Origin of the sequence: Flavobacterium sp. (genome assembly GCF_004295795.1) — a bacterium.
Classification (GTDB): Bacteria; Bacteroidota; Bacteroidia; order Flavobacteriales; family Flavobacteriaceae; genus Flavobacterium.
This window is the reverse complement of sequence record NZ_SEBR01000007.1, coordinates 100,960-122,836: the sequence shown is the minus strand read 5'-3', so window position 1 is coordinate 122,836 and position 21,877 is coordinate 100,960. Positions and strand designations below refer to the sequence as shown.

Here is a 21,877-nt window from a genome sequence, read left to right as displayed (position 1 = left end):
TCGGAGTTTAACGAAAATTGCTGTAATTCATCGACTTTAACGTTAAAGCAGTTGCGTATTTTTTAGCTTTTTCTACATTTAGAAAGATTTTTTTGTTCCAAAAAACTAAATCTGCTGAAAACTATGAAAAAACTTCTACTACTGGGAGCGCTCGCTCTTGGCATGTCCGCTCATTCCCAAGTCGGAATCGGTACGACGGCTCCAAGTTCAAGTGCCATGCTTGACGTTACTTCTACCACATCTGGAATGCTCGTGCCCCGCATGACGCTTGTCCAAAGAAACACAATCGGCACGCCGGCAACCGGATTGCTTATTTATCAGACAGATAACTCGCCCGGATTTTACTACTTTGACGGAGCGACTTGGGTTGGAATCAGCGGCGGAACGCGATGGACGTTGACCGGAAATGCCGCGACAGCGCCAGCCACGAACTTCATCGGCACAACCGACGCCCAGGATTTCGTAACCCGAACCAACAACACAGAGCGAGTTCGCGTTACCAGCGCAGGTCGCGTTGGCGTTGGAATTGCTGCTCCAAACGCGAGTTCGGCTTTTGACATCACTTCGACCACGGGCGGTATGTTGATTCCGCGAATGACGCTGACGCAAAGGAACGTGATCGCGACTCCGGCCACGGGATTGTTCATTTATCAAACTGACAACACACCCGGTTTTTACTACTTCGACGGAACGGTTTGGGTAGGACTCGCCAACGGAATCAAGTGGAATCTGACAGGAAACGCCGGAACGGTCGCCGGTACAAACTTCATCGGAACAACTGACGCGATAGATTTTTCGGCCAGAACGAACAACGTAGAACGTTTGAGAATCACTAGCGCCGGAAAAATCGGCGTGGGAACGGCAACTCCAAACGCTAGCTCGCTTCTCGATTTGACCTCGACTACTGCGGGTGTTTTGGTTCCGAGAATGAACATCGCACAAAGAAACGCGATCGGCACGCCAGCGACAGGACTTTTGATCTACCAAACTGACAGCACGCCAGGATTTTATTATTTCGACGGGACGGCCTGGGTTGGAATCATAGGCGGAATCAAATGGAATCTTACCGGAAATGCCGGAACGGTCGCCGGGACGAACTTCATCGGAACGACCGATGCCATCGATCTCACGACCCGCACGAACAATACCGAACGAATGAGAGTAACTTCTGCCGGAAACGTCGGGATAGGAACGGCGGCGCCGACTTCAAGACTTCATGTGACTTCTGCGTTGCAGGGACAATCGTCAATTTTGGGAGTCAACACAAATACCGTTGCAGGAACGATTTCGTATGGCGTGAGAGGCGAATCGGCGTCAACTGTTCTTGGTTCGGCCGGCGTTTACGGAGCATCGACAAACAGCGGAAACAACGAGCTCGGAGTCGTTGGCGATTACAGTCTTTGGGGCGCGGGCGTTTTCGGCCTCGGATGGAATTCCACTTTCGCCAACATGCCGACACTTAGGGATTTTGGAGTATTCGGAACTTGTACTTTCACAACAGGAACGGGAGTTTACGCATACGATGGATCAAATTCAGTCGGATCTTACGCGTTTTACGGCACCGGGAAATATGCAGTTACGGGCACGAAATCTGCATCGGTTCCAACCACAAAAGGCAACCAATTGTTGTATTGCACCGAAAGTCCGGAAATCTGGTTTGAGGATTTGGGCGGAGCAAAACTCGTCAACGGATCGGTTCACATCGATTTGGATCCGATGTACATCGAAACGATTTTCGTAGACAACGACAAGAACAAAATGCGCATTTTCATCCAGGAAGAAGGCGAAAGCAACGGACTTATCGTGATAAAAGACGCCGACAACAAAGGCTTCACTGTGAAAGAGAAAAACGGCGGAACATCAAATATCGACTTTTCATACAGAATCATGGGAAAACGCAGATTCTACCAAAACCAACGCTTCGGAGTCGATTCGCAGCAACCGTTCGGGGATAATCTGGCCAACGCGAAAGATGCGCCACTAATTCCGACCGATCCACAGGAAATGAAACGAATCGTCGATCAGGCAACGGCCACCAAAATGGCACAAGCCAAAAAATAACTAGAAGTTTTTCACCATTTTGATGTTGGCGCGGTCGTAAAGGCCAGATTCGAGTTCGGTCTCGACAAAACCGAATTTGCGATAAAGGTGGATCGCGGGCGACAAAATGATATTGGAATACAGAAAGAGCTTGGAAATCCCGAGCTCTTTTGCTTTTGTAAAACTGTGTTTGATAAGCATTTGACCTATTCCGAAACCTTGAAAATCTTCTGAAACCGCCATTTTCCCAAGCTCGAAGTCACCGTTTAGTTTTTTGAGAAGCGAAACCGTCGCCACGATTTGTCCGTCGATGCGAACAACCCAAACGAATCCGCCTTTTTCGATGATTTGACCTCTCGGGTCAGCAAGCGATCTTTCGTCTCCGGCTTCGACCTTGAAGTACTTTTCGAGCCATTCGTAATTGAGGTTCTTGACGTGAGTCTGATGTTCGTCGGAAAACTCCAAAAGTTCAATCCTGTCGCCTTTGGTGTCAGGTTCCGAAATCACCAAAAACGTCAGGTCTTCTTCGGATTCATTTTTGATTTTATGCCAGACTTTCTTCGGAATGTGCAAACTTTCGTTAGCCGGAACCACAACGATTTCGCCTTCGATCTCGAAAGTCGCCTCGCCCGACAAAACGTAAAAAACCTGCTGGCTTTTCGCGTGATAATGTAGGATTTCAGACGCTCCGGACGGCATTTTTTCTGAAATGACCGACAAAGTATCAGATTTCAGCAACTGCCACCCGTCGCAATTTTCGCCCCATTTGTAATGTTCGGAATTGGCGGTCGACTTTTTCATCTCAAAACGGAATTTATCTTTTCAACTACAACTTTCGGAGCAATCGTGCGCATCGCATCTTGGTAACCTTCGACGACTTTGTTTCCGTAAACCGATGTCGGCAAAAGCGGAAATCGCTCTCGGTCAGACAAAAGTTGGTGCGATTCGGGTTGGTTGAAAGGCGCAAAACCGGCGTAAGGATGCGTCGCGCCCCAAAGCGTAACGGTCGGCACGCCAAACATCGCCGCGATATGCGCGTTTCCGGAATCCATGCTCAACATCAAATCGAGATTCTGGATCAGATTCAGTTCTTGCTTCAACTTCAATTTTCCGGCTACGACAATCGTGTTTTCGGCGTCGGATGCAAACGACTCGAGCACTTCGGTTTCTTGAGCTCCGGCCCCGAAAAGAAAAATCCTGTAGTTTGGATTTTGGCTCAAAGCCGATGCGATTTCTCCCATCAAGTCTTGCGGATATTGCTTTCCCTGATGTTTCGCAAAAGGCGCAATCCCGATCCATTTTTGGGATTTTTCACCTGAAACAGTTTTTACTTCAGAAGACAATTCGGCTGTTTGAGGAAATTCCGGATGGGATAAATCGAGCGCGAAACCCAGCTCGCGAAAAACATCGGCGTAGCGTTCGAACGTAGATTTGAGTGGTTTTAGAATCTTGTTTTCATGGCGCGTTAACGCTTTTTTCTCGTCTCGGCCTTTGTCGATTTTCGCTACTGGTTTTCCGCTTACGACAAAAAACGAACGCACGATTTTCGATCGCAACACGTTGTGTAAGTCCGCGAAAGCGTCGACGTTTTTGCGCTTTAGATCGGAATACAATCTGGCGAGTCCGAAGATGCCTTTGTGTCTTTTGTCCAAATCGATCGCGAAAAATTCCACATTCGGGATTCCATCGAAAAAAGGAGCGAAAAACGGACGCGAAACCAAAGTGATTTTTACGCCCGGAAACTGCTTCACGAAAGCGCGCAAAACAGGAACCGTCATCGCGACGTCGCCCATGGCGCTCAGTCGGATGACGGCTATGTGAGTGATTGGCGTGGCCAAGGTGTTACTTTTTATTCTGGTACAAAACCGGATTCAATTCCTCGTCGTTGTACATTTTCATCTGTTTGTAAACCTTCATGAACTTGTCGCCATTTTGGATATCGGTCAACAAATCGTCTATCGCCGTTGACAAGTCTGTGCGCTGTTCGAGCAAAGTGTTGAGTTTGATCTGACACGCGTCGCGGTGCGCTTGGGTTGCCTCGGCACGCGTCGCTTCTTCGTTCATGTGGTAGATTTTCAAAGCCAGGATCGACAATCTATCAAAAGCCCAAGCCGGACTTTCAGAGTTGATCTTGGCGTTTGGTTTGACTTGGACATCGGCGTATTTCTGGAGAAAATAACTGTCGATATATTCGACCATATCGGTTCTTTCCTGGTTCGAGGCGTCGATTCTGCGCTTCAAGGCCAAAGCCGCCACAGGATCGATTTGCGGATCGCGGATGATGTCCTCAAAATGCCATTGCACGGTGTCGATCCAATTCTTGAAATACAACAAATGCTCGAATTGGTCTTTTGAATACGGATTGGCAATCGGTTGGTCGACATTGTCGAATTTGTGATAGTCGTTGATGCTTTGCTCAAAAACCGAATAAGCTAATTTTGCGAACATAAGGTTGGATTAAAACACAAAGATATACCTTTACCTTCCAAACCTCAAAGGTTTTGAAAACCTTTGAGGTTTTAAGCAAAAGCCTTCAAAAAACCACCGCATGCACATTCGCTACCTTTCCGAGAATCACAGTATTTTGAGTCATTTTTTGCGTCAGATCAGAGACGTTGAAGTCCAAAAAGACAGCATGCGATTCCGTCGCAACATCGAAAGGATCGGCGAAATCATGGCTTACGAAATCTCGAAAGAACTCGATTACAGTCCGATTCAAATCAAGACGCCGCTTGGTGTCAAAAATACTTCCGAAATCGAAAACGACATTGTTTTGTGCTCGATTTTACGCGCCGGATTACCGCTTCACAACGGTTTCATGAACTATTTCGACGACGCCCAAAACGGGTTCATTTCGGCTTACCGACACCATTTCAACAACGACGACGAATTTGAGATCAAGGTCGAATACAAGGCAATGCCTTCGATTCAGGGCAAAACGTTGATAATCGTCGATCCGATGTTGGCCACAGGACAATCATTGGCGGCCGTGATCGAGGTTTTACTGAAGTCGGAAACACCGGACAATGTTCACATCGCGGCTGTAATCGCGGCTCCGGAAGGCGTCGACTTCATCGAAAAAATCCTGCCCGACAACTTTTATTTGTGGATTGCGGCCCAGGACGACCGCTTGAACGAAAAGAATTATATCGTTCCGGGTTTGGGCGACGCCGGCGATTTGGCTTACGGGCCGAAGTTGTAGTTAAGAAAGTCTATCCGAAAGTCGTTCGCACAAATCCTCGATGTCGCCGTAGCGCGCGATCTGGGCAACCCAATTTGTCGGAATGGCTTCGAAACCGTAGAGCAAACCTGCGATTCCGCCTGTAATTGCGGCTGTCGTATCAGTGTCGTCTCCTAAATTCACGGCTTTGAGAACCGCTTCTTTATAACTTTCGGTGGTCAGCAAACACCAAATGCTAGATTCCAGAGAATGCAATACGTAACCGCTTCCGGACATGGAATCTGAATCTGATTTGGAAATGTCCTCGTTCAAAAGTCGCTTTAAAAACGCTATTTCCTTCGGATTGATCTCGAGTGTTTCCAAAAATGTCGAAACCGACTTCTGAAGTTCGAAATAAGCCTCGAATTTGTCTTTTCCGACAAAAATCAGACGCATGAATTCGAGGTAGTAAAAACACGCGATGATTGATCGAATGTGGCCGTGAGTGATGGACGAAACTTGCCTTACACACTCAAAACGCTCCACGATATCGAGATCTTTGGTATAGAAAAACAAAGGCGAAATGCGCATCAGCGAACCATTTCCATTGTCGAGTTCTTCAAAACCTCCGGCCAAGACAGGCGGCGTTCCGGCGGCAATTCGGTCGATTGCGTATGAAGTTGCGATTCCGATGTCGAAAACTTGACCGCGAGGCGTCCAAAAATTCCCGCGTTTCCATTTCACGAAATTGTCGGCGATGGTTTGCATGTTGAAATCTTGCGTCAAGGCCTCGGCCAAACAGAAAGTCATCGAGGAATCGTCAGAAAAAGTGCCCGGCGGCAAATTGTAAGTACCGTAACCAATCATGTCAGTCACCGGATTCAACGCGATCGCCTGACGACTTTTGAATTCGACGGGAACGCCAAGCGCATCGGCGACAGCCACGCCAAAAAGCACACTTCTAATTGGTTCGAGCAAGTTTTTCATACACGCAATTTCGGGATTTACTGCTCAACAAGTTGCCAATTCGTGCCGTATTTTGCGACGATTCGCAAGATTTCTTTTTTGGAGGTTGGAATTTTTGTCGTGTCTTTTCCTACAATGAATTTGGCTTGCATTTGGTATGGATAATTCTCGATTTCCAAAGTCCTGACGTTTTTGAGGTCGAAATCGTTCCAAACATAATCGGTCAGAGACATTTCGGTAAAACCGCAACAGGCTTCGAAACCTTGGACGATTTTGCGTTTTTTGTCCAGCGTAGGATTTCCGATTTGTTCGAAATCCTTGATATGACGAAACGTTTTCGCGTCCGACAAATACAACTGGAAAGTCATGATTCCGGTGCCATTCGAGATTTCATGGCGAATCCCGATGTCGTTTTTTCCGTCGAAATTGAAGTCTTCGATAAATGGCTCGATTTCGGAAACGCGATTAAATTCCGCATTTTTTTGCTCGAAAATTTTAGTCCATTTCGTGTTTTGGAGTTCGTAAACTGACACTTCCGAGATTGAATCAAGGCGTATCACAAGCGCGGTCCGGATCCAAAAACCTTCCGATTTTAATGAAGCCTTTTTCAGAATCCTCGACGTAATGCTCACTTCGGATTTGCCGGAAAAGTTTGTCCTGGAAATATTTTTCGGCTGACGATTTCTTCGCTTTCGCGGATTTTTCCGACGGTTTCGAACATCCGAAAAGCAAACAAAATCCGAGGAGAAACAACAACGATTTACGGGGTTTCACGGTTTCAGAAATTGGATTAAAGCTGCAAAAAGAAACAGACGACCGCGACCAAAGCAGTCAATCCGGCCATCAATTCGCGGTTGAGCTGGCTGCTTGTCGTCTCGACGATCGTGGACGCCATAATGGCCAAAGGCGCGAGCGTGTAAATCAGGACATCGTTGCTTTTGAAAGGCGAAACGATAAAAATCGCAAGCCCGATGAAAAAAGCCAAAATCACCTTTTTGTAAGAAGATTGCAAGATCAACGGACGTTGTGAAAGTGTCGTCGCCGTGAGAAAAAAATAGTAAACCACGACGGGCGCGTACATTGCCAAAGCCAGATTCTGCTTGGTGTCGGTGAAATAATCGATGCTGAAATCCATCGGAATGTTCGCTGCCACGAAGTCGATTCTGGATTCGTCCAAAACCAAAGCGAACAGGAAGAAAACCACGATCGAAGCCACGAACGCGATCAATGGCAAAATCCAGTTTCGGTAATCCCGGGAAACGTGGAAAACGATGGAAACGAAAACCAAAACGATGAAAAGTACGCTCCAGAAATGAAACATCGCCGCGAAGAAAATCCACAGTGACGCATCGAAAATCTTCTCTTTAGGCGTTTTTAGCGATTGAAGCGAAATGAGTCGCCTCAAGGCCAAAAGCACGAAAAAATTCGAGACCATGAGGTTGAAATTGTCGTAAGCCTGCGGAAAAAACAGCGTAAAAAGAAAGTAAAACAGGATCGCATAAGAATTGTCGCGGCTCATTCCGTTTTTCTTTACGATGAAATTCAGGATGAACAACGAGCTGAAAATCAGTCCGAAAAGAAAAACCTTTTCCAAAAGCCCGGCCACGTCGTTCGCTTTTTCGGAAGCCGAAAACTGGAACAACAAGTAGAAAACCGCCACGAGCACGATCAAAACCGTATAGTTAAATGGCGTAGATTTTCTAAAAAGGCTTGCTATCATGCGTAGTTTTTATACTTTTGTGGAAGTAAAATTAATACTTGTTCAGAGATGAAATCATTTTTCGAAGCAATCCAATGGCTTTTCGTTGACGTTTTGTACGTGCCGCTTGACTGGTTGAGAGCCTTGGAGCTTAAAACTTGGTTCGGCGCCAACCTATTGAACGCGGTTTTTATGGTAATCTGTGCTTACTACTTGATTTATTGGATCAAGCAAATCGGATTGACCAAGGAAGACGACGTTCAGGACACGACCGCTCACTCTTTCTTAAGCTAAGTCAAAACCGATATCTTTTCGATAATACATCGTATCAAAATGTAGCTTGTCTATGTTTTGATACGATTTTTTTATGGCTTCTTCGTAGTCGTTTCCGTAAGATGTGACCGCCAAAACGCGTCCGCCGTTCGAGACGACATTTCCCGCGGCATCCAATTTCGTTCCGGCGTGAAAGACGATCGAATCTGAGATTTCATCGAAACCTGTGATCAGTTTTCCTTTTTCATACTCTTCCGGATATCCGCCAGAAACGATCATTACAGTTGTAGCCGCGCGGTGATCGATCTCCAAAGCGACTTCGTCCAGTCTTTCGTTTGCCACGGCAAAGAACAATTGCACCAAATCTGATTTCAATCTCGGCATCACGACCTCGGTTTCCGGATCGCCCATTCTCACGTTGTATTCAATCACGAAAGGATCGTTTCCGACTTTGATCAACCCGATGAAAATGAAGCCTTTGTACTCGATTCCGTCCTTGCGCAGCCCTTCGACGGTCGGCATGACGATTCGCGTCTCGATTTTCTCCATGAACACGTGATCGGCAAACGGAACCGGTGAAACCGCGCCCATTCCGCCTGTATTCAAACCAGTGTCGCCTTCTCCGATTCGCTTGTAATCTTTGGCTGTCGGAAGGATTTTGTAGCTGATTCCATCGGTCAGGACGAAGCACGAAAGCTCGATTCCGTCGAGGAATTCCTCGATGACGACTTTGGCAGATGCGGCTCCGAACTTTTGTCCGACGAGCATATTGCGCAATTCCGTTTTTGCTTCCTCGAGATCGTTCAGGATCAAAACGCCTTTTCCGGCGGCCAATCCATCGGCTTTCAGAACGTATGGCGCGTTTAAGGTTTCGAGGAATTTGCAGCCTTTTTCTACGGTTTCGGCCGTGAAACTGTCGTATGCCGCGGTCGGAATTTGGTGTTTTATCAGAAATTCCTTCGCGAATTCCTTGCTGCCTTCGAGTTTGGCGCCAAGTTTCGACGGTCCGATCAGCGGAATTTCAGCAAGTTGCTCATCGGCTTTGAAAAAATCGTAAATGCCTTCCACGAGCGGATCTTCTGGCCCGACGACGACCATTTCAATATTTTCTTCAAGCACCAATGCTTTTACTGCGGCAAAATCTGTTGGAGAAATGTCCACGTTTGTGGCAATTTGAGCCGTTCCCGCGTTTCCGGGCGCGACCAAAAGTTTTGTGCAAAGTGGTGATTTTAGGAGTTTCCAGGCCAACGCATGTTCGCGTCCGCCTGATCCGAGAAGAAGAATCGTCATGGTAGTCGTGTGTTTAGAGTGCCAAAAATACTCGGTTTTGGCGGGAAAGACAATATTTGTGAGCGTTTAAATTATTGGTCGGATTCGCGTATTTTTACGAAAATTTGACGCCGTGCCAGGAATTTTCGACTTATCGCTCCAACTCAACGGATATCCGTTAAAATGGGCGAAGCTTGAACTCAGGAAAATCCTCGCCGTTCCCGATTCGCATTACGCCGATTTTCTCGAACAGCGCAAAAAAGACATCGTCGATTATCACTTCAAACACAACGCTTTTTACCGCGAAATTTCTCAAAATTCGAGTTTCGAAAAATGGGAAGATTTGCCCGTAATGCAAAAACGCGATTTTCAGCGTCCGCTTGGTGAACGTTTGTCGAAGGCTTTTCGCGAGTCGATGGTTTTCGTCAACAAGACTTCGGGATCGAGCGGAAATCCCATGACTTTTGCCAAGGACAAAGCTTGTCACGCGATGGTTTGGGCGAATATCCAGAGGCGTTTCGGTTGGTTCGGAATTGATTTCAACAACTCGTGGCAAGCCAGGTTTTATGGGCGTTCGCTTGATGTCGCCGCCTCGAGGAAACTTCAGGTGAAAGACTTTTTGAGCAAACGGCATCGCTTCGATATTTTCGATTTATCGGATGATGCGCTCGAGAAAATCACATCCAAATTCAGTAAGACCAAGTTCGGGTACATAAACGGTTACACGAGCAATATCGTGTTGTTGGCCAAATATCTGAAGAAGAAAAATATCGTTCTCAAGGACATTTGCCCGACTTTGAAGGTTTGCATCACGACTTCGGAAATGCTTTTTCCCGATGACCGAAAGTTGCTCGAAACCCAACTCGGAATCCCGATTGCCAATGAATACGGCGCATCGGAACTCGAAGTGATCGCGTTTGAAAATCCAGAAGGCGAATGGCTCGTGAATTCCGAAACGATTTTCGTGGAGATTTTGGACGATGAAGGAAAAGTGCTTCCTCACGGACAAGAAGGCCGAATCGTGGTGACGAGTCTTGACAACAAAGCGCATCCGTTTATTCGATACGACGTGGGCGACCGCGGCATTCTCGACGAAAAAAGCACTCCCAAAAAGCCTATTCTCAAGAAACTTGTTGGCCGAACCAGCGATTTTGCGCTACTTCCGAGTGGCAAAAAACCCGCGGGAATGACGTTTTACTCACTGACCAAAAAGATTTTCGAAGACGACGGAAACGTTGGCGAATTCGTGATCCGTCAGACGGAAATCGACAAATTCGAGATCGATTACACGTCAAGAAGGCAATTGACGGAAGGCGAAGAAAACCGAATTTCCAAAATCATGACCGATTATCTCGAGCCCGGACTGACTTTCGCCTACAACCGAAAACCGACTTTGGAACGTACATCGGCCGGAAAACTGAAGCAATTCACGAATTTGGTAAAATCCGGAAACCGATGAAAAAGTTTCTCGCCATTTTGTTGCTTCTGACAATTTACGCAAATGGACAATCTGCCAAAGTCGTGGCTTTTACAGCGACAAAAAGGACGATTCACGCACACATAGGAAGAATGCCCGTTGCGATTTTTCTCAAAGTTCACAAGCAATTTGCCGAGCACGACCAAACGTATTATTCGGTTCAGGGTTGGTACAGAAAAAAATCTTCCAGAACCAAAATCCCGATCGTTGGCGTTTACAATGGCAGTTTGACGCTTTTTCGTTTCGACGACAAAAATTCACGCAGTAAAATATTGGATTTCGAGTCGAAAAAACCCGATTTATTTTCGAAAGCGCAAGATTTGGAACACAGCGAAGGTTATGCCGAAAAGTTCTCGATTGCGAAATACGACCGTGAAATAAAGGCTTCATGGGAATCGGGAAACCAAAAAATGCCGTTGTATTTTGCGCCCGATGAGACGACAGAAATCCTCGAAAAACGCGAATTGTTGGTCATCACAGCTGCAAACGGCAAAACGCATCACGTAAATTTGCTTGGTTTGATTCCCGAGCGCAAGCGGTTTTCGTTCGTTGGAATTTGTGCGCTAAAATCCGGCTCGCGCGTGTTGCTGAATTACGAATACACGTATAACCAAAATTCCCAAGGACGTTGCGGCGCCGGGATAGAATCTGGATACGTAACTTTGCTGCTCGACAAAAATTACAAAGTGACATCGGCGAAAGATGTGCAAACCGAAAGTTGCAACGACGATTTGGAAGTGGAAAAAAATCCGAAAGATCCAAATTTACTGACAACCAACGACTTGCGAAACAACAAAGTCACGAAATGGCGAATAGACGCCAAAAAAGCCCAAATAATCAAAGTCAACTGACAGCCTAAATAACATCGAATGAAAATCACGATCGTCGCCGGCGCAAGGCCGAATTTCATCAAGATTGCCCCAATCATCAAAGCGATCGAAAGCCGTAAAAATGCTGGCGCTGACGTTTCTTTCCGACTCGTTCACACTGGCCAGCATTACGACAAAAATCTCTCTGATACGTTCTTCGAAGAATTGAAGATTCCGCATCCCGACGCGAATCTCGAGGTGAAAAGCGGTTCGCAAGCGGTTCAGACGGCGGCGATCATGGTGGCTTTCGAACAGGAATTGCTGCAAAATCCAACCGATTTGGTTTTGGTCGTGGGCGACGTGAATTCGACGATGGCTTGCGCGATCGTGGCCAAGAAACTCAACGTGAAAGTCACGCATGTCGAGGCTGGAATAAGATCTGGAGATTGGACGATGCCCGAGGAAATCAACCGGATCGTCACTGATTCGATTACCGATTATTTCTTTACGACCTCGACTTCGGCTTCGGAAAACCTGCTGAAATATGGCGCTAATCAAGACAATGTCCATTTTGTCGGAAACGTGATGATCGACACGCTTACACAGAATTTACCGCGCGTAAAGCAACCCGATTTCTGGCAGGAATTTGGGCTTGAAACCGGAAATTATATCGTGTTGACTTTGCACCGACCGAGCAATGTGGACGAGGAAAAATCGCTGCAAAATTTACTTCTCGGAATCGACAAATTGGCCGGCGACAAAAAAGTCGTTTTCCCCGTGCATCCGCGCACTAAAGCGATCTTGGGCGACGCGAAACTTGACTTCAAGAACATCTTGTACGCCGAACCTCAAGGCTATTTGGCATTTATGTATCTGATCAAGAACAGTTTTGCCGTGATCACCGATTCTGGTGGAATTTCGGAAGAAACGACCGTTCTGGGAATTCCGTGCTTTACGATGCGGGAGAATACTGAAAGACCTGAAACACAATCTATTGGAACAAATACTTTGGTGGGAATTTCAGTCGAAAATCTGACGAAACACTTTACGGAATTTCTCCAAAACGGATTGCGCGAACACGGAATTCCAGAACTTTGGGACGGAAAAGCATCCGAAAGAATCATCGACATTTTGCTCTCGGAATGGAAAAAATCCTGATCGTATCGAATTATTATCCGCCGGAAAAAGGCGCGGCGGCGAACCGGATCGAGCAAATGGCGCTCAAGTTGTCGCAACATTACCAAGTTGCCGTGATCTGTCCGCTTGGGAATTATCCCGAAGGCAAGCTCTTCCAGCAATATCGCGGCAAATTCTCGGTGTCGGAAAACCAGAAAAACGTGCTCGTGAAACGGCTTTGGATCTATCCGAGCAACAGCAAAAACATCGCCAAACGACTGCTTTCGATCTTGTCGTTCTCGTCGGTTTTGTTCCTGAAATTGCTGTTTGGGAAACTTCCGAAGAAAGTCATCGTGCAATCGCCGCCTTTGCTGCTCTCGTTTCTCGCGGTTTTGGCGCTGAGAATTCGCCGACGCAAGGTTATTTTGAACGTCTCCGATTTGTGGCCGATGGCGGCTTTGGAACTAAAAGTGATGCAACACGGATCGTTTTCGCACAAATTCGCGCTGTTTCTCGAGAAATTCATCTATAGGAACGCAAACGTGGTTTTGGGTCAATCGGAGGAAATCTTGGCGCACGTGCACAAAATCGTTCCGAGCAAGAACGCACATTTGTATCGCAATTTTCCTGATCATACCGAAGCGTTTTCCTTCCGCGAAAGCGACGAAAAAATCAAGTTGTTTTACGCCGGATTGCTTGGCGTGGCGCAAGGTGTACTCGAATCTTGCCAAAAGATGGACTTGGCCGGGACGAACGTCGAATTCCACATTTTTGGAGACGGAGCCGAAAAATCGGAAATCCAGAAATACATCGCGAATCATCCCGATAAAAACATCGTTTTCCACGGAATGGTCGACCGAAAAGTGTTGCACAAAAAACTCGAGGAATTCGATATCGCCTATGTTCCGCTGGCGACGCGAATTTACGGTTCGGTTCCATCAAAAATTTTCGAATACGGCGCTTTGGGAATGCCGATCCTGTATTTTGGCGGCGGCGAAGGCGAGGATATCGTGCGCGAAAATGACTTGGGTTGGGTTGCTTCGGTTGAGAATTTCGAAGCATTGAATGCTGTGCTGAAAGTGATTTCGGAAAATGGAAAACCAGCGTTAATCCCAATGAAAACAAGAATTCTTGAAACGGCGAAACGCAACTTCAACCTCGATTCCCAACTTCGGAACTTGATTTCGGAAGGCGTTTTCTAGTACGCTTTTTCTTCTCCCTTGAAAATATTGATCACCGTTTGCAGGATGATTTTGATGTCGAGCAGGAACGACCAATTCTCGATGTAAAACACGTCGAATTTGATTCGGTTGATCATGTCTTCGTCTGTCTCGATTTCACCTCTGAAGCCGCGAACTTGCGCCAATCCCGTTATTCCGGGTTTTACGTAATGGCGAACCATGTATTTTTTGATGCGCGTTCCGTAAGCTTTGTTTTGCGACCACAAGTGCGGACGCGGGCCAACGACAGACATATCGCCAACCAAGACATTGATGAACTGCGGCAGTTCGTCCATGGAAGTTTTTCTCAAAATGCGTCCGATTTTGGTTACGCGCGGATCGTTTTTGGACGCTTCTTTCTCTGTCGTCAGATTCATCCGCATCGATCTGAACTTGTAGCAAAAGAATTCGGTTTCGTCGATTCCGGGTCTTCCTTGCTTGAAAAAAACCGGGCCTTTCGACTCGATCTTGATGATGATGGCCAAAATCGGAATCATCCAGGAAAGCACGAAAACAATGATGAAAAGCGAGAAAAAAACGTCGAATCCGCGCTTGAAACCTTTTACGACAGGTTCGTGCAACATTGTTCTCTGGAGCGAAAGTACCGGGAAAAATCCGTAGTAATCGATCTTGAGGTTTTTGGAGAAAATGTCTTTCGTGTCGGGAATAAACTTGATCGAGCGCTTGTGTTCATCGGCGAATTCGACCAGATCCTTGAGCTGCTCGTTCGAAATCTCGTTGAGCGAGCAATAAATTTCGTCGATCTTGTTTGCAAGCACGAAATCCTTGAGTACGTCGAGCTTTCCCTTTATGTTCTCGTTCGATTTCTTGTCTGAGAAAAATCCGTAAAAGCGGTATCCGAAATCGTTTCTTTCCTCAAAAAGTTGCTTGAGGCGGATGGCTTCTGGCGTATAACCTATGATGACTGCATTCCGGAAATTGCTTCCTGTGATGATTCGGTACTTTTTCAGATAGTAAAATAGCGACCACTTAAAAACCGTGATGATCGCCATGGACGAACACATATACAACGCAATGGCTTTCCCGCTGAAGATCGTCTCTTTGGCGAACGGGAAAAACGCAATGACCAAAAGCAGGAACAACACGCCTTGCCTTACGAGTTTCGACAGAATATCTACCGGAGTCGTGAACCTGTAAACGCCGTAGAACTTGATCAGGAAAGCAATCCCGATCCAAACGATGTTTTGATATGGGATAAACCAGTGAAAATCAAGGTTGAGCTGCTTGAAAAAATAAAACGGCAAGATATTGATCACGGCCAAGTCGAGCAAAATGCTGATCGGTCTGATGTATTTGGAATACCTACCCGTTTTAGCTTCCGTCATATCAATGGATATATCCTGAAAAATCTTTGTGTTCTTCTTTCAAAAGTTCTTCGGATGAAAGCGACTTGAAATACTCGTAAGTGATTTTCATGCCTTCGGATCTCGAGACTTTCGGTTCCCAACCCAAAAGGGCTTTCGCTTTGGTGATATCCGGTTGACGCTGCAACGGATCGTTCACCGGCAGGTCTTTGTAGATGACTTTTTGTTGTGTTCCCGTGAGCTTGATGATTTCCTCGGCAAAATCGCTGATCGTGATCTCGTCCGGATTTCCGATGTTTACCGGAAGCACGTAATCGCTCAGCAACAAACGGTAAATGCCTTCGACCTGATCGTCTACGTAGCAAAACGAACGCGTTTGTGAACCGTTTCCGAAAACCGTCAAATCTTCGCCTCGAAGCGCTTGTCCGATGAAAGCTGGAATCACGCGGCCGTCGTTGAGTCGCATTCTCGGTCCGTAAGTGTTGAAAATCCTGACGATCCTGGTTTGCACTCCGTGAAAAGTGTGGTAAGCCATCGTGATCGATTCCTGGAAGCGTTTGGCTTCGTCATAAACGCCTCGCGGCCCGATCGTGTTCACGTTTCCGTAGTATTCTTCGGTTTGCGGATGCACAAGCGGATCGCCGTAAACTTCAGAAGTCGAAGCAATGAGAATCCTCGCTTTCTTGACGCGTGCCAATCCCAGCAGATTGTGCGTTCCCAACGATCCTACTTTCAAGGTCTGGATCGGGATTTTGAGATAATCTATCGGACTGGCCGGAGATGCAAAATGCAATATGTAGTCAAGTCGTCCCGGAATGTGCACGAACTTGGTAATGTCGTGATGGTAAAACTCGAAATTTTTATGGCTGAATAAGTGTTCGATATTTTTGAGGTCGCCGGTGATCAGGTTGTCCATTCCAATAACGTAATAACCCTCGGCAATGAACCGGTCGCAAAGGTGCGAACCCAAAAAGCCCGCCGCTCCGGTAATCAAAATTCTTTTCATAGACTTACGCTTTTTTTGCGGACAGGGAAATTTTGTTCCCCGCGTTGTACAGACAGTAGACAAGCACAAAAAATGTGACGCCTCTTTGCCTCCACAAAAATGACTCCGTCAAAAATAAACTTATCATAAGAACTGCAAAAGAAATATGGGTAAAATCTTTGGCGTTTACGGCATTTTTGAGGTTGATGAAAAGCATGGCCAAAATGAGCAAAAGCCCAAAAATTCCAAGTTCGGCGAAGTTTTGCACATATTGGTTGTGGAAGTTCTTGCCTTGGTAGCCTTTAACGGTTTCGTTTCCTTTGAAAAGTCCGTGCTCTTCTGTTTTTTGTCCGACTTTGGAATAGGATGCATTGAGCCCGTAGCCTTGCCAGAAAATGTTGTCCTCGCCAAGCATTTCGGTAAAAATGCGTACTTGATAGACTCGGAAAGCCGTTCCTGCGAAATAATCGTTCTGCGTGAATTTTTCCTGGTTCCAGGCTTGGGAAATACTGACGCTGTTGACGTTCTGCCCTGAAATCACGATGTCTTTCGGATCGACTTTTGCCGTATTGAATTCCGATTGGAAACGCTGCACGATTTTCGGGAAAAGGAAAAGACTCAAAATTCCGATGCAAATCAGCGCGAAGGCAGAAATCACGATCTGCTTTCTGTTGAATCTGGAGAATCCGACGAAATACACGATCGTCAAAAGCGCCCAAACCAAGGCGACGTTCTTGGACGAAAGCAGAATGATCAGCAAAGCCAGAAGCGCGCAACAAAGTTTGTCGAGGATCGATTTGGAGTATTTGGTCAGCAAGGCGAAAAATCCAACCGAAAAAAACACCGAGACGTAAATCGCGTTGGTTTCCTCGGTGACCAATTCGTGATAAAAAAACACGGCTTTGTTTCCGGTAAGGAAAAATCGGATGCAGGCTTTGAGTAAGTAAAACAGCGCGATTACACTCATTCCGTATCCGAAAAATTCCATTATTCTGATGCGCTGGTTTTTCGAGAACGCCGGAAACATCAAAAACAAAAGCGGAATCAGGAACAGATAGATCATCCGCGGAAGCGCTTTTACAGAACGCGGCAAATCAATTGACCAAAGCAACGAAAGCGCCATTAGTACGAAAAGCGCCATCGGAAGGTATAAAATCCAGTCTTTGCTGAAATGCCTGTGAAGTCGGAATTGCCAAATCACGGCCAATCCGAACAAGATCAACGCGATGTTTCCGATGCCCAATTTGACCGGAGCACAAACCAATAAAACGATTACAAAAAACGAAAGCGGATGGCCGTTACTGAGGTTTTCCCATAACCTGCTCAAAAAGTTCGAGGTATTTTCCGTTGATGGTTTCCCAGTTGAATTCATTGACGATAGCGGCGTAATTGTTTTCTATGAGCTGCAAGTTATCGCTTTTTCGAGCCGAAAGCAGAATATTTTTGACCTCGTCAGGATTCGAGAAATACACGGCATTCGTGCCCAAAATCCCTTTGTTGAACGCGTTGTTGTGAGATGCGATGAAAGCTTTTGATGCCATGGCCTCGAGAAGCGAAGGATTCGTCCCGCCGACCGTGTGCCCGTGAAAGTAAATGTTCGAGAAATAACGCAGGTTGTTCAGGTGCTCGAGGTTGTAAATTCCGCCGGTGAACCTGATATTCGGATATTTCGCGAACTTGTTCTTGAGATATTCCCCGTATTTGGTCTGATGTTTTCCGACGACCAAAATCGTTTTGTTTTCACCCGATTTCACAACGCCTTGCAACACCATATCGAGATTGTTCTCGGGTTCGAAACGCGCCATGATCATGTTGTAATTCGCGGCCTCGACGTTATATTGTTCAAGAATCGACGCGTCCGGTTTGTCAAACGGATGCGCTCCGTAAGCGATGTAAGTCGACTCTTTCTTGTATTGTTTTTTGAGGAAATCCTGAATTCCAATGGAATCCGAAACCAGATAATCGCTGCTCATCGCGGCCAATCTTTCGGCAAACTTGAGAAATTGTCGCACCGGACGGTTGTATTTGGTGCGTTTCCATTCGAGTCCGTCCATGTTCGTGATGATGATCGGCTTTTTCGGAAGCAGGAAAAACCAAACCGAATTACTCGTATAACCCAATTGCAGGATGATGTCGAAATTGCGTTTTCTGGCGTCCATGATACAATTGTAGTCGTAGATGAACTGGCCAAAAGTGCCCATTTTGTGTTCCGGATCGTTGATGTGCAAAAGCTGCACGCCATGGAAAGTTTTCTCCTGATACGGATGATTGTGCGAATTGTAGACGTAAACCTCGTGGCCCTTTTCGACGAGATAGACCGAGAAAAATTCGGCAAACTGTTCAAAACCTCCGTAATGATTGGGAATTCCTCGGGTTCCTAGGATTGCGATTTTCATATTCTGGCCTTGGTTCGGGCGCAAAAATAGCCTTTTTGCACAAGTAACAAAACCGCGAAAGATTATTTGCGTGAGAAACGCGAGAAAATTTCAAGAAAGGCGTCAGTGTAACTCTTTTGCGAAAAGTGTTCCGTAGCGATTTCGAAGCCTTTGTTTCCGAAGGTTTTGCGCAATTCCAAAGAGTCGGAAAGCGCGTCGAGACATTCGGCCAGTTCGCTTGCATTTCCCGGTGTGAACAGGTTTCCGGTTTCGCTTTCGCGGATGATTTCCACAAGACCGCCATGATTGGCGCCGACGACCGGCTTTTTGGCAAGCATCGCTTCGATGGCGACCAATCCGAAAGGTTCGGGCTCGGTCGACGGCACGACGGCAATGTCGATCGCGTCCCAAATGGACCAGATGTCATCTGTAAAAGCGACCATTTTTGTTTTGTCGGTCAAGCCGAAATGCGAAACGGTTTGTTGCAATTCGCGTTCAAAATGATCTTGTCCTGGCGGAGCCGATCCTACAAAAACCAATTTCGTAGCCGCCGACGATTTCATTTTCGAGAACGCTTCGGCCAGCAATTTCTGGCCTTTCCAACGACTGATTCTTCCTACGAGTGCGATCACGACCGAATCTTTATCGGCATCAAAAAACCTCGAACGCACTTCGTCGCGATTGTCTTTCGGCTCTGGACGATCGATCCCGTTGTGCACGACTTGCGAGATTTTGGACAAGGCCGGCAACTGCGAAAGCATGAAATCCTGGGTCGCGAAAGAGTTGAAAACGGCAACATTTGAAAAGCGTCTCACCAATTTCGGATACGATCTGGCGATGATTTTGGGATGCTCGATGATTTCGTGAACGTGCCACAAATGCGGCAACCGGAAACGTTTTGCATACAAAGCTCCGAACATCACGGCCAACGTATTGGAGTAAACCAGGTCGATCTTCGTTTTGCCCAATTGTTTTTTTACCGCCGCGAAGCCACGCCAAACCTGGGTTGGAAGCGAGAAGACGTTTCCGGGCGTAAACATTTTTCGGGAAATCTTGATTACGGGCGCGATGATGACTTTGGCTCCGCATTTCTCGAGTTCCGGCCTGAGCGGCCCGTCGAACGGAAGCACGATAATGAACGAGATTTCGGAACCTTGTAAGGCCGATACCAAATGCAGCAAAGTCTTGTCTGAGCCGTAAAGTTCTGCCGATTGATGGATTACGAGTATGGTCATTCTTCGACAGGTTTTGGGTTTCGCATCGCCATTTCGCGATAGCAGATAAGCGCACCGATCAGGATCGATTTGTTGTCGAGCAAATTGTAGACGCCCATGAAAACCCAGTTCGAGAAAATGAGGAAAACTCCGGTTCCGAAGAGCAAAAGGTTTAGCGATTTTACGATTGGAATGTCGGACTTCGGACGTCTGAACAACATAAAAATCGTGGTCAGGTAAAGGAAAACGCCAACGAGTCCGGCTTTGAGGAAAACTGTGAGATATCCGTTGTGCAGAATCGAAATATAGCGCAATCGCATGTCGCCAAGCCAAACTTCTTCCTTGAGATCGACTTTCGAGCCGATGCCTTTCCCGAAAATGATTGTCGCCCAACCGTCTTCTGTCATTTGGCGGATTCCGAGAATGTTTTCCCACGATCTGTAATTGTCGTTGAAATCTTTCCAGTCGTTTCGGTCGATTTTGGTTTTGAAAGGTTCGGTGGGCGCAATTTTGATCTTGTACAGCAATGCCTCGATCCCGTCGCCTTCTCGTTTGGGGTTGATCCAGAGAATGGCCGAATAAGAAACGACGGTAAAAACAAAAAGTGTCGTAAGCACGGTGACCGAAGTTTTGGTAAGCCTGAAATAACCTTTCATGGCCATGAACAAAATCACGAATTGGATCATGTTCGTCCTGGCGAAATAACTCAAGGCCGAAAGCCCGACGATCCAGGTAAAGATGATTCTTCGTCTTTTGCCCATTTCAAGACCGAACTTGTCGTGAAAAAGCAAAATCACGAATGCGTAGACCTCGAAATCACTGAAATATCCGCCGTAAAGACGCACGTCGTTCAGGTTGTAAGCGCTGTGCATCGGAACGGAAATCAGCAAAACCGTAAGGTGAATTGCGGCGATTACAAAACCTGTGTAAGCGATGGTTTTGATGAGATCAGGGAAATCGCGCTTGGCGAGTTGGTATCCGATCATAAGTCCTAACAAAGGCTTCAAAATATAGGTAATGTCGCGGATGATGTAATAAAGCAGGTAATCCTTAAACAAAAAGACTACGAACGCAATCAGGATTATCGATGCGAAACAGGCCATCTGCTTAAGGATTCCCAAAGAATATCGCCTGTGGATCGTGACCAATGCGGCAATTGTCCAAACGGCGAAAGTAAGTTCGTAAATGTTGAGCATGGGAATGCCGACGCAAAGTGCGAACAGAATCTGGCAGAATCTTTTGGTTAACCGAAATTCCATCAGCTGATCGTTTTGAGCACTTTGGCAGGAATGCCGCCAATTACCGAATTCGCCGGATAAATTCCGGTTACGACCGCTCCGGCCGCCACTACGGAATTGTCTCCGACCTCGCATCCGTCAAGGAAAGTGACTTTCGCGCCAACCCAGATGTTGTTTCCGAGCTTGATGCCTTTCGAGGTCACGCCTTGTTCGCGAATGGGCTTGGAAGTATCTTCGAAATTGTGGTTCTCAGAATGGAAACTGATGTAAGAACCCATGATGACGTCGTTGCCGATCTCGATTCCGCCTGCTGCGCCGAACTCAGTGAATTGCCCCACGGCGGAATTGTTTCCTATTTTCAGACCTTTTCCGTACTTTGAAAAATGGCTTGTGCAACTTACCCAGGAATAGGATCCTATCTTGACGCCATTGCCCAACTGTACGCCTTCTTTGGCATATCCGTCGATTTTTACGTGACTTTCTATCGTGACGCTTTTACCGAACTTTATCTTGCTTTTGTTCTGGAATGAGCAATCGCATCCGACGAAAACCTTTCTGCGCAAAAACAGCAGTCCGCGAAGTAACATGATGGTGCGTTTGGTCAATGTTCGGAAGATGAGACTGTCGGGCAAATCCGGGTCGATCTGGTAATCCTTTCCGGATTTTACGAGTAAGCGTTGAAACAGTCCTTTTAGCATTGAAATCAGGGAA

Annotated in this window: 21 protein-coding genes; 7 read left to right on the top strand and 14 right to left on the bottom strand. The window is 46.6% G+C overall.

The features are described 5' to 3' along the window. Positions 1-123 precede the first annotated feature (123 nt). Positions 124-2,061, top strand: a complete 1,938-nt coding sequence (locus tag EOO49_RS08125) for a hypothetical protein (protein WP_290844494.1) — start codon at positions 124-126, stop codon at positions 2,059-2,061. On the opposite strand, the gene EOO49_RS08120 is transcribed toward EOO49_RS08125, so the two are convergent. Genes EOO49_RS08120 through EOO49_RS08110 form a run of 3 tightly spaced genes read right to left on the bottom strand, consistent with a single transcriptional unit; the run spans position 2,062 to position 4,488 of the window. Then, positions 2,062-2,841: a GNAT family N-acetyltransferase gene (locus tag EOO49_RS08120; RefSeq protein WP_290844493.1), complete on the bottom strand. Its 780-nt coding sequence runs from the start codon at positions 2,839-2,841 to the stop codon at positions 2,062-2,064. Next, a complete protein-coding gene (locus EOO49_RS08115) occupies positions 2,838-3,878 on the bottom strand; it encodes a glycosyltransferase family 9 protein (RefSeq protein ID WP_366927235.1) in 1,041 nt (346 codons plus the stop codon). Before EOO49_RS08115 ends, EOO49_RS08120 begins: the two co-directional genes overlap by 4 nt. Positions 3,879-3,882: 4 nt before the next feature. After that, the gene (locus EOO49_RS08110) at positions 3,883-4,488 is read right to left on the bottom strand and encodes a DUF4254 domain-containing protein (RefSeq protein WP_290844490.1); all 606 of its coding nucleotides are present in this window, start codon (positions 4,486-4,488) and stop codon (positions 3,883-3,885) included. 100 nt (positions 4,489-4,588) lie between these two features. Here EOO49_RS08110 and upp point away from each other — a divergent pair, with 100 nt between their 5' ends. After that, positions 4,589-5,242, top strand: coding sequence for a uracil phosphoribosyltransferase (gene upp / locus EOO49_RS08105; protein WP_290844489.1), 654 nt, complete (start codon positions 4,589-4,591; stop codon positions 5,240-5,242). Here the strand turns inward: upp and EOO49_RS08100 are convergent, their stop codons facing one another. From EOO49_RS08100 to EOO49_RS08090, 3 genes are all read right to left on the bottom strand, one after another. After that, the gene (locus tag EOO49_RS08100) at positions 5,243-6,187 is read right to left on the bottom strand and encodes an ADP-ribosylglycohydrolase family protein (protein ID WP_290844488.1); all 945 of its coding nucleotides are present in this window, start codon (positions 6,185-6,187) and stop codon (positions 5,243-5,245) included. It abuts the gene before it with no gap. 17 nt (positions 6,188-6,204) lie between these two features. After that, positions 6,205-6,699, bottom strand: coding sequence for a hypothetical protein (locus tag EOO49_RS08095; RefSeq protein WP_290844487.1), 495 nt, complete (start codon positions 6,697-6,699; stop codon positions 6,205-6,207). A gap of 257 nt (positions 6,700-6,956) precedes the next feature. Beyond that, entirely contained in the window at positions 6,957-7,886 is a 930-nt protein-coding gene (locus EOO49_RS08090; protein WP_290844485.1) for a hypothetical protein, read from the bottom strand. A 48-nt stretch (positions 7,887-7,934) separates the two neighbouring features. Between EOO49_RS08090 and EOO49_RS08085 the strand changes: the two genes are divergently transcribed. Then, positions 7,935-8,159, top strand: a complete 225-nt coding sequence (locus EOO49_RS08085) for a uracil phosphoribosyltransferase (protein ID WP_290844483.1) — start codon at positions 7,935-7,937, stop codon at positions 8,157-8,159. Here EOO49_RS08085 and purD read toward each other — a convergent pair. Continuing rightward, positions 8,151-9,428, bottom strand: a complete 1,278-nt coding sequence (gene purD, locus EOO49_RS08080) for a phosphoribosylamine--glycine ligase (RefSeq protein ID WP_290844481.1) — start codon at positions 9,426-9,428, stop codon at positions 8,151-8,153. The two genes, EOO49_RS08085 and purD, sit on opposite strands and share 9 nt — an antisense overlap. Before the next feature lie 112 nt (positions 9,429-9,540). Here purD and EOO49_RS08075 point away from each other — a divergent pair, with 112 nt between their 5' ends. Genes EOO49_RS08075 through EOO49_RS08060 form a run of 4 tightly spaced genes read left to right on the top strand, consistent with a single transcriptional unit; the run spans position 9,541 to position 14,011 of the window. Beyond that, complete coding sequence (locus EOO49_RS08075; protein ID WP_290844479.1) at positions 9,541-10,866, top strand: phenylacetate--CoA ligase family protein; 1,326 nt, start codon at positions 9,541-9,543, stop codon at positions 10,864-10,866. Further along, complete coding sequence (locus tag EOO49_RS08070; protein WP_290844477.1) at positions 10,863-11,735, top strand: hypothetical protein; 873 nt, start codon at positions 10,863-10,865, stop codon at positions 11,733-11,735. The genes EOO49_RS08075 and EOO49_RS08070 overlap by 4 nt, the downstream gene beginning before the upstream one ends. Positions 11,736-11,753: 18 nt before the next feature. Then, the gene (gene wecB, locus EOO49_RS08065) at positions 11,754-12,851 is read left to right on the top strand and encodes a non-hydrolyzing UDP-N-acetylglucosamine 2-epimerase (protein WP_290844475.1); all 1,098 of its coding nucleotides are present in this window, start codon (positions 11,754-11,756) and stop codon (positions 12,849-12,851) included. Then, positions 12,836-14,011: a glycosyltransferase family 4 protein gene (locus EOO49_RS08060; protein ID WP_290844473.1), complete on the top strand. Its 1,176-nt coding sequence runs from the start codon at positions 12,836-12,838 to the stop codon at positions 14,009-14,011. Before wecB ends, EOO49_RS08060 begins: the two co-directional genes overlap by 16 nt. On the opposite strand, the gene EOO49_RS08055 is transcribed toward EOO49_RS08060, so the two are convergent. The 7 genes from EOO49_RS08055 to EOO49_RS08025 all read right to left on the bottom strand — a co-directional run bounded on the left by EOO49_RS08055 (position 14,008) and on the right by EOO49_RS08025 (position 21,864). Beyond that, positions 14,008-15,375 carry an exopolysaccharide biosynthesis polyprenyl glycosylphosphotransferase gene (locus EOO49_RS08055; RefSeq protein ID WP_290844471.1) on the bottom strand — a complete coding sequence of 456 codons (1,368 nt, stop codon included), beginning with the start codon at positions 15,373-15,375 and terminating at the stop codon, positions 14,008-14,010. The genes EOO49_RS08060 and EOO49_RS08055 overlap by 4 nt on opposite strands. Position 15,376: 1 nt before the next feature. Continuing rightward, positions 15,377-16,360: a UDP-glucuronic acid decarboxylase family protein gene (locus EOO49_RS08050; protein ID WP_290844468.1), complete on the bottom strand. Its 984-nt coding sequence runs from the start codon at positions 16,358-16,360 to the stop codon at positions 15,377-15,379. Positions 16,361-16,364: 4 nt separating this feature from the next. Continuing rightward, positions 16,365-17,666 (bottom strand): O-antigen ligase family protein, encoded by a 1,302-nt coding sequence (locus tag EOO49_RS08045; RefSeq protein ID WP_290844466.1) that lies wholly within the window; start codon positions 17,664-17,666, stop codon positions 16,365-16,367. Next, complete coding sequence (locus EOO49_RS08040) at positions 17,638-18,735, bottom strand: DUF1972 domain-containing protein (protein WP_290844464.1); 1,098 nt, start codon at positions 18,733-18,735, stop codon at positions 17,638-17,640. The genes EOO49_RS08045 and EOO49_RS08040 overlap by 29 nt, the downstream gene beginning before the upstream one ends. A gap of 62 nt (positions 18,736-18,797) precedes the next feature. Continuing rightward, positions 18,798-19,949 carry a glycosyltransferase family 4 protein gene (locus tag EOO49_RS08035; RefSeq protein WP_290844462.1) on the bottom strand — a complete coding sequence of 384 codons (1,152 nt, stop codon included), beginning with the start codon at positions 19,947-19,949 and terminating at the stop codon, positions 18,798-18,800. Further along, the gene (locus EOO49_RS08030) at positions 19,946-21,187 is read right to left on the bottom strand and encodes a hypothetical protein (protein ID WP_290844460.1); all 1,242 of its coding nucleotides are present in this window, start codon (positions 21,185-21,187) and stop codon (positions 19,946-19,948) included. The genes EOO49_RS08035 and EOO49_RS08030 overlap by 4 nt, the downstream gene beginning before the upstream one ends. Further along, entirely contained in the window at positions 21,187-21,864 is a 678-nt protein-coding gene (locus EOO49_RS08025) for an acyltransferase (RefSeq protein WP_290844458.1), read from the bottom strand. The genes EOO49_RS08030 and EOO49_RS08025 overlap by 1 nt, the downstream gene beginning before the upstream one ends. Positions 21,865-21,877: the final 13 nt, after the last annotated feature.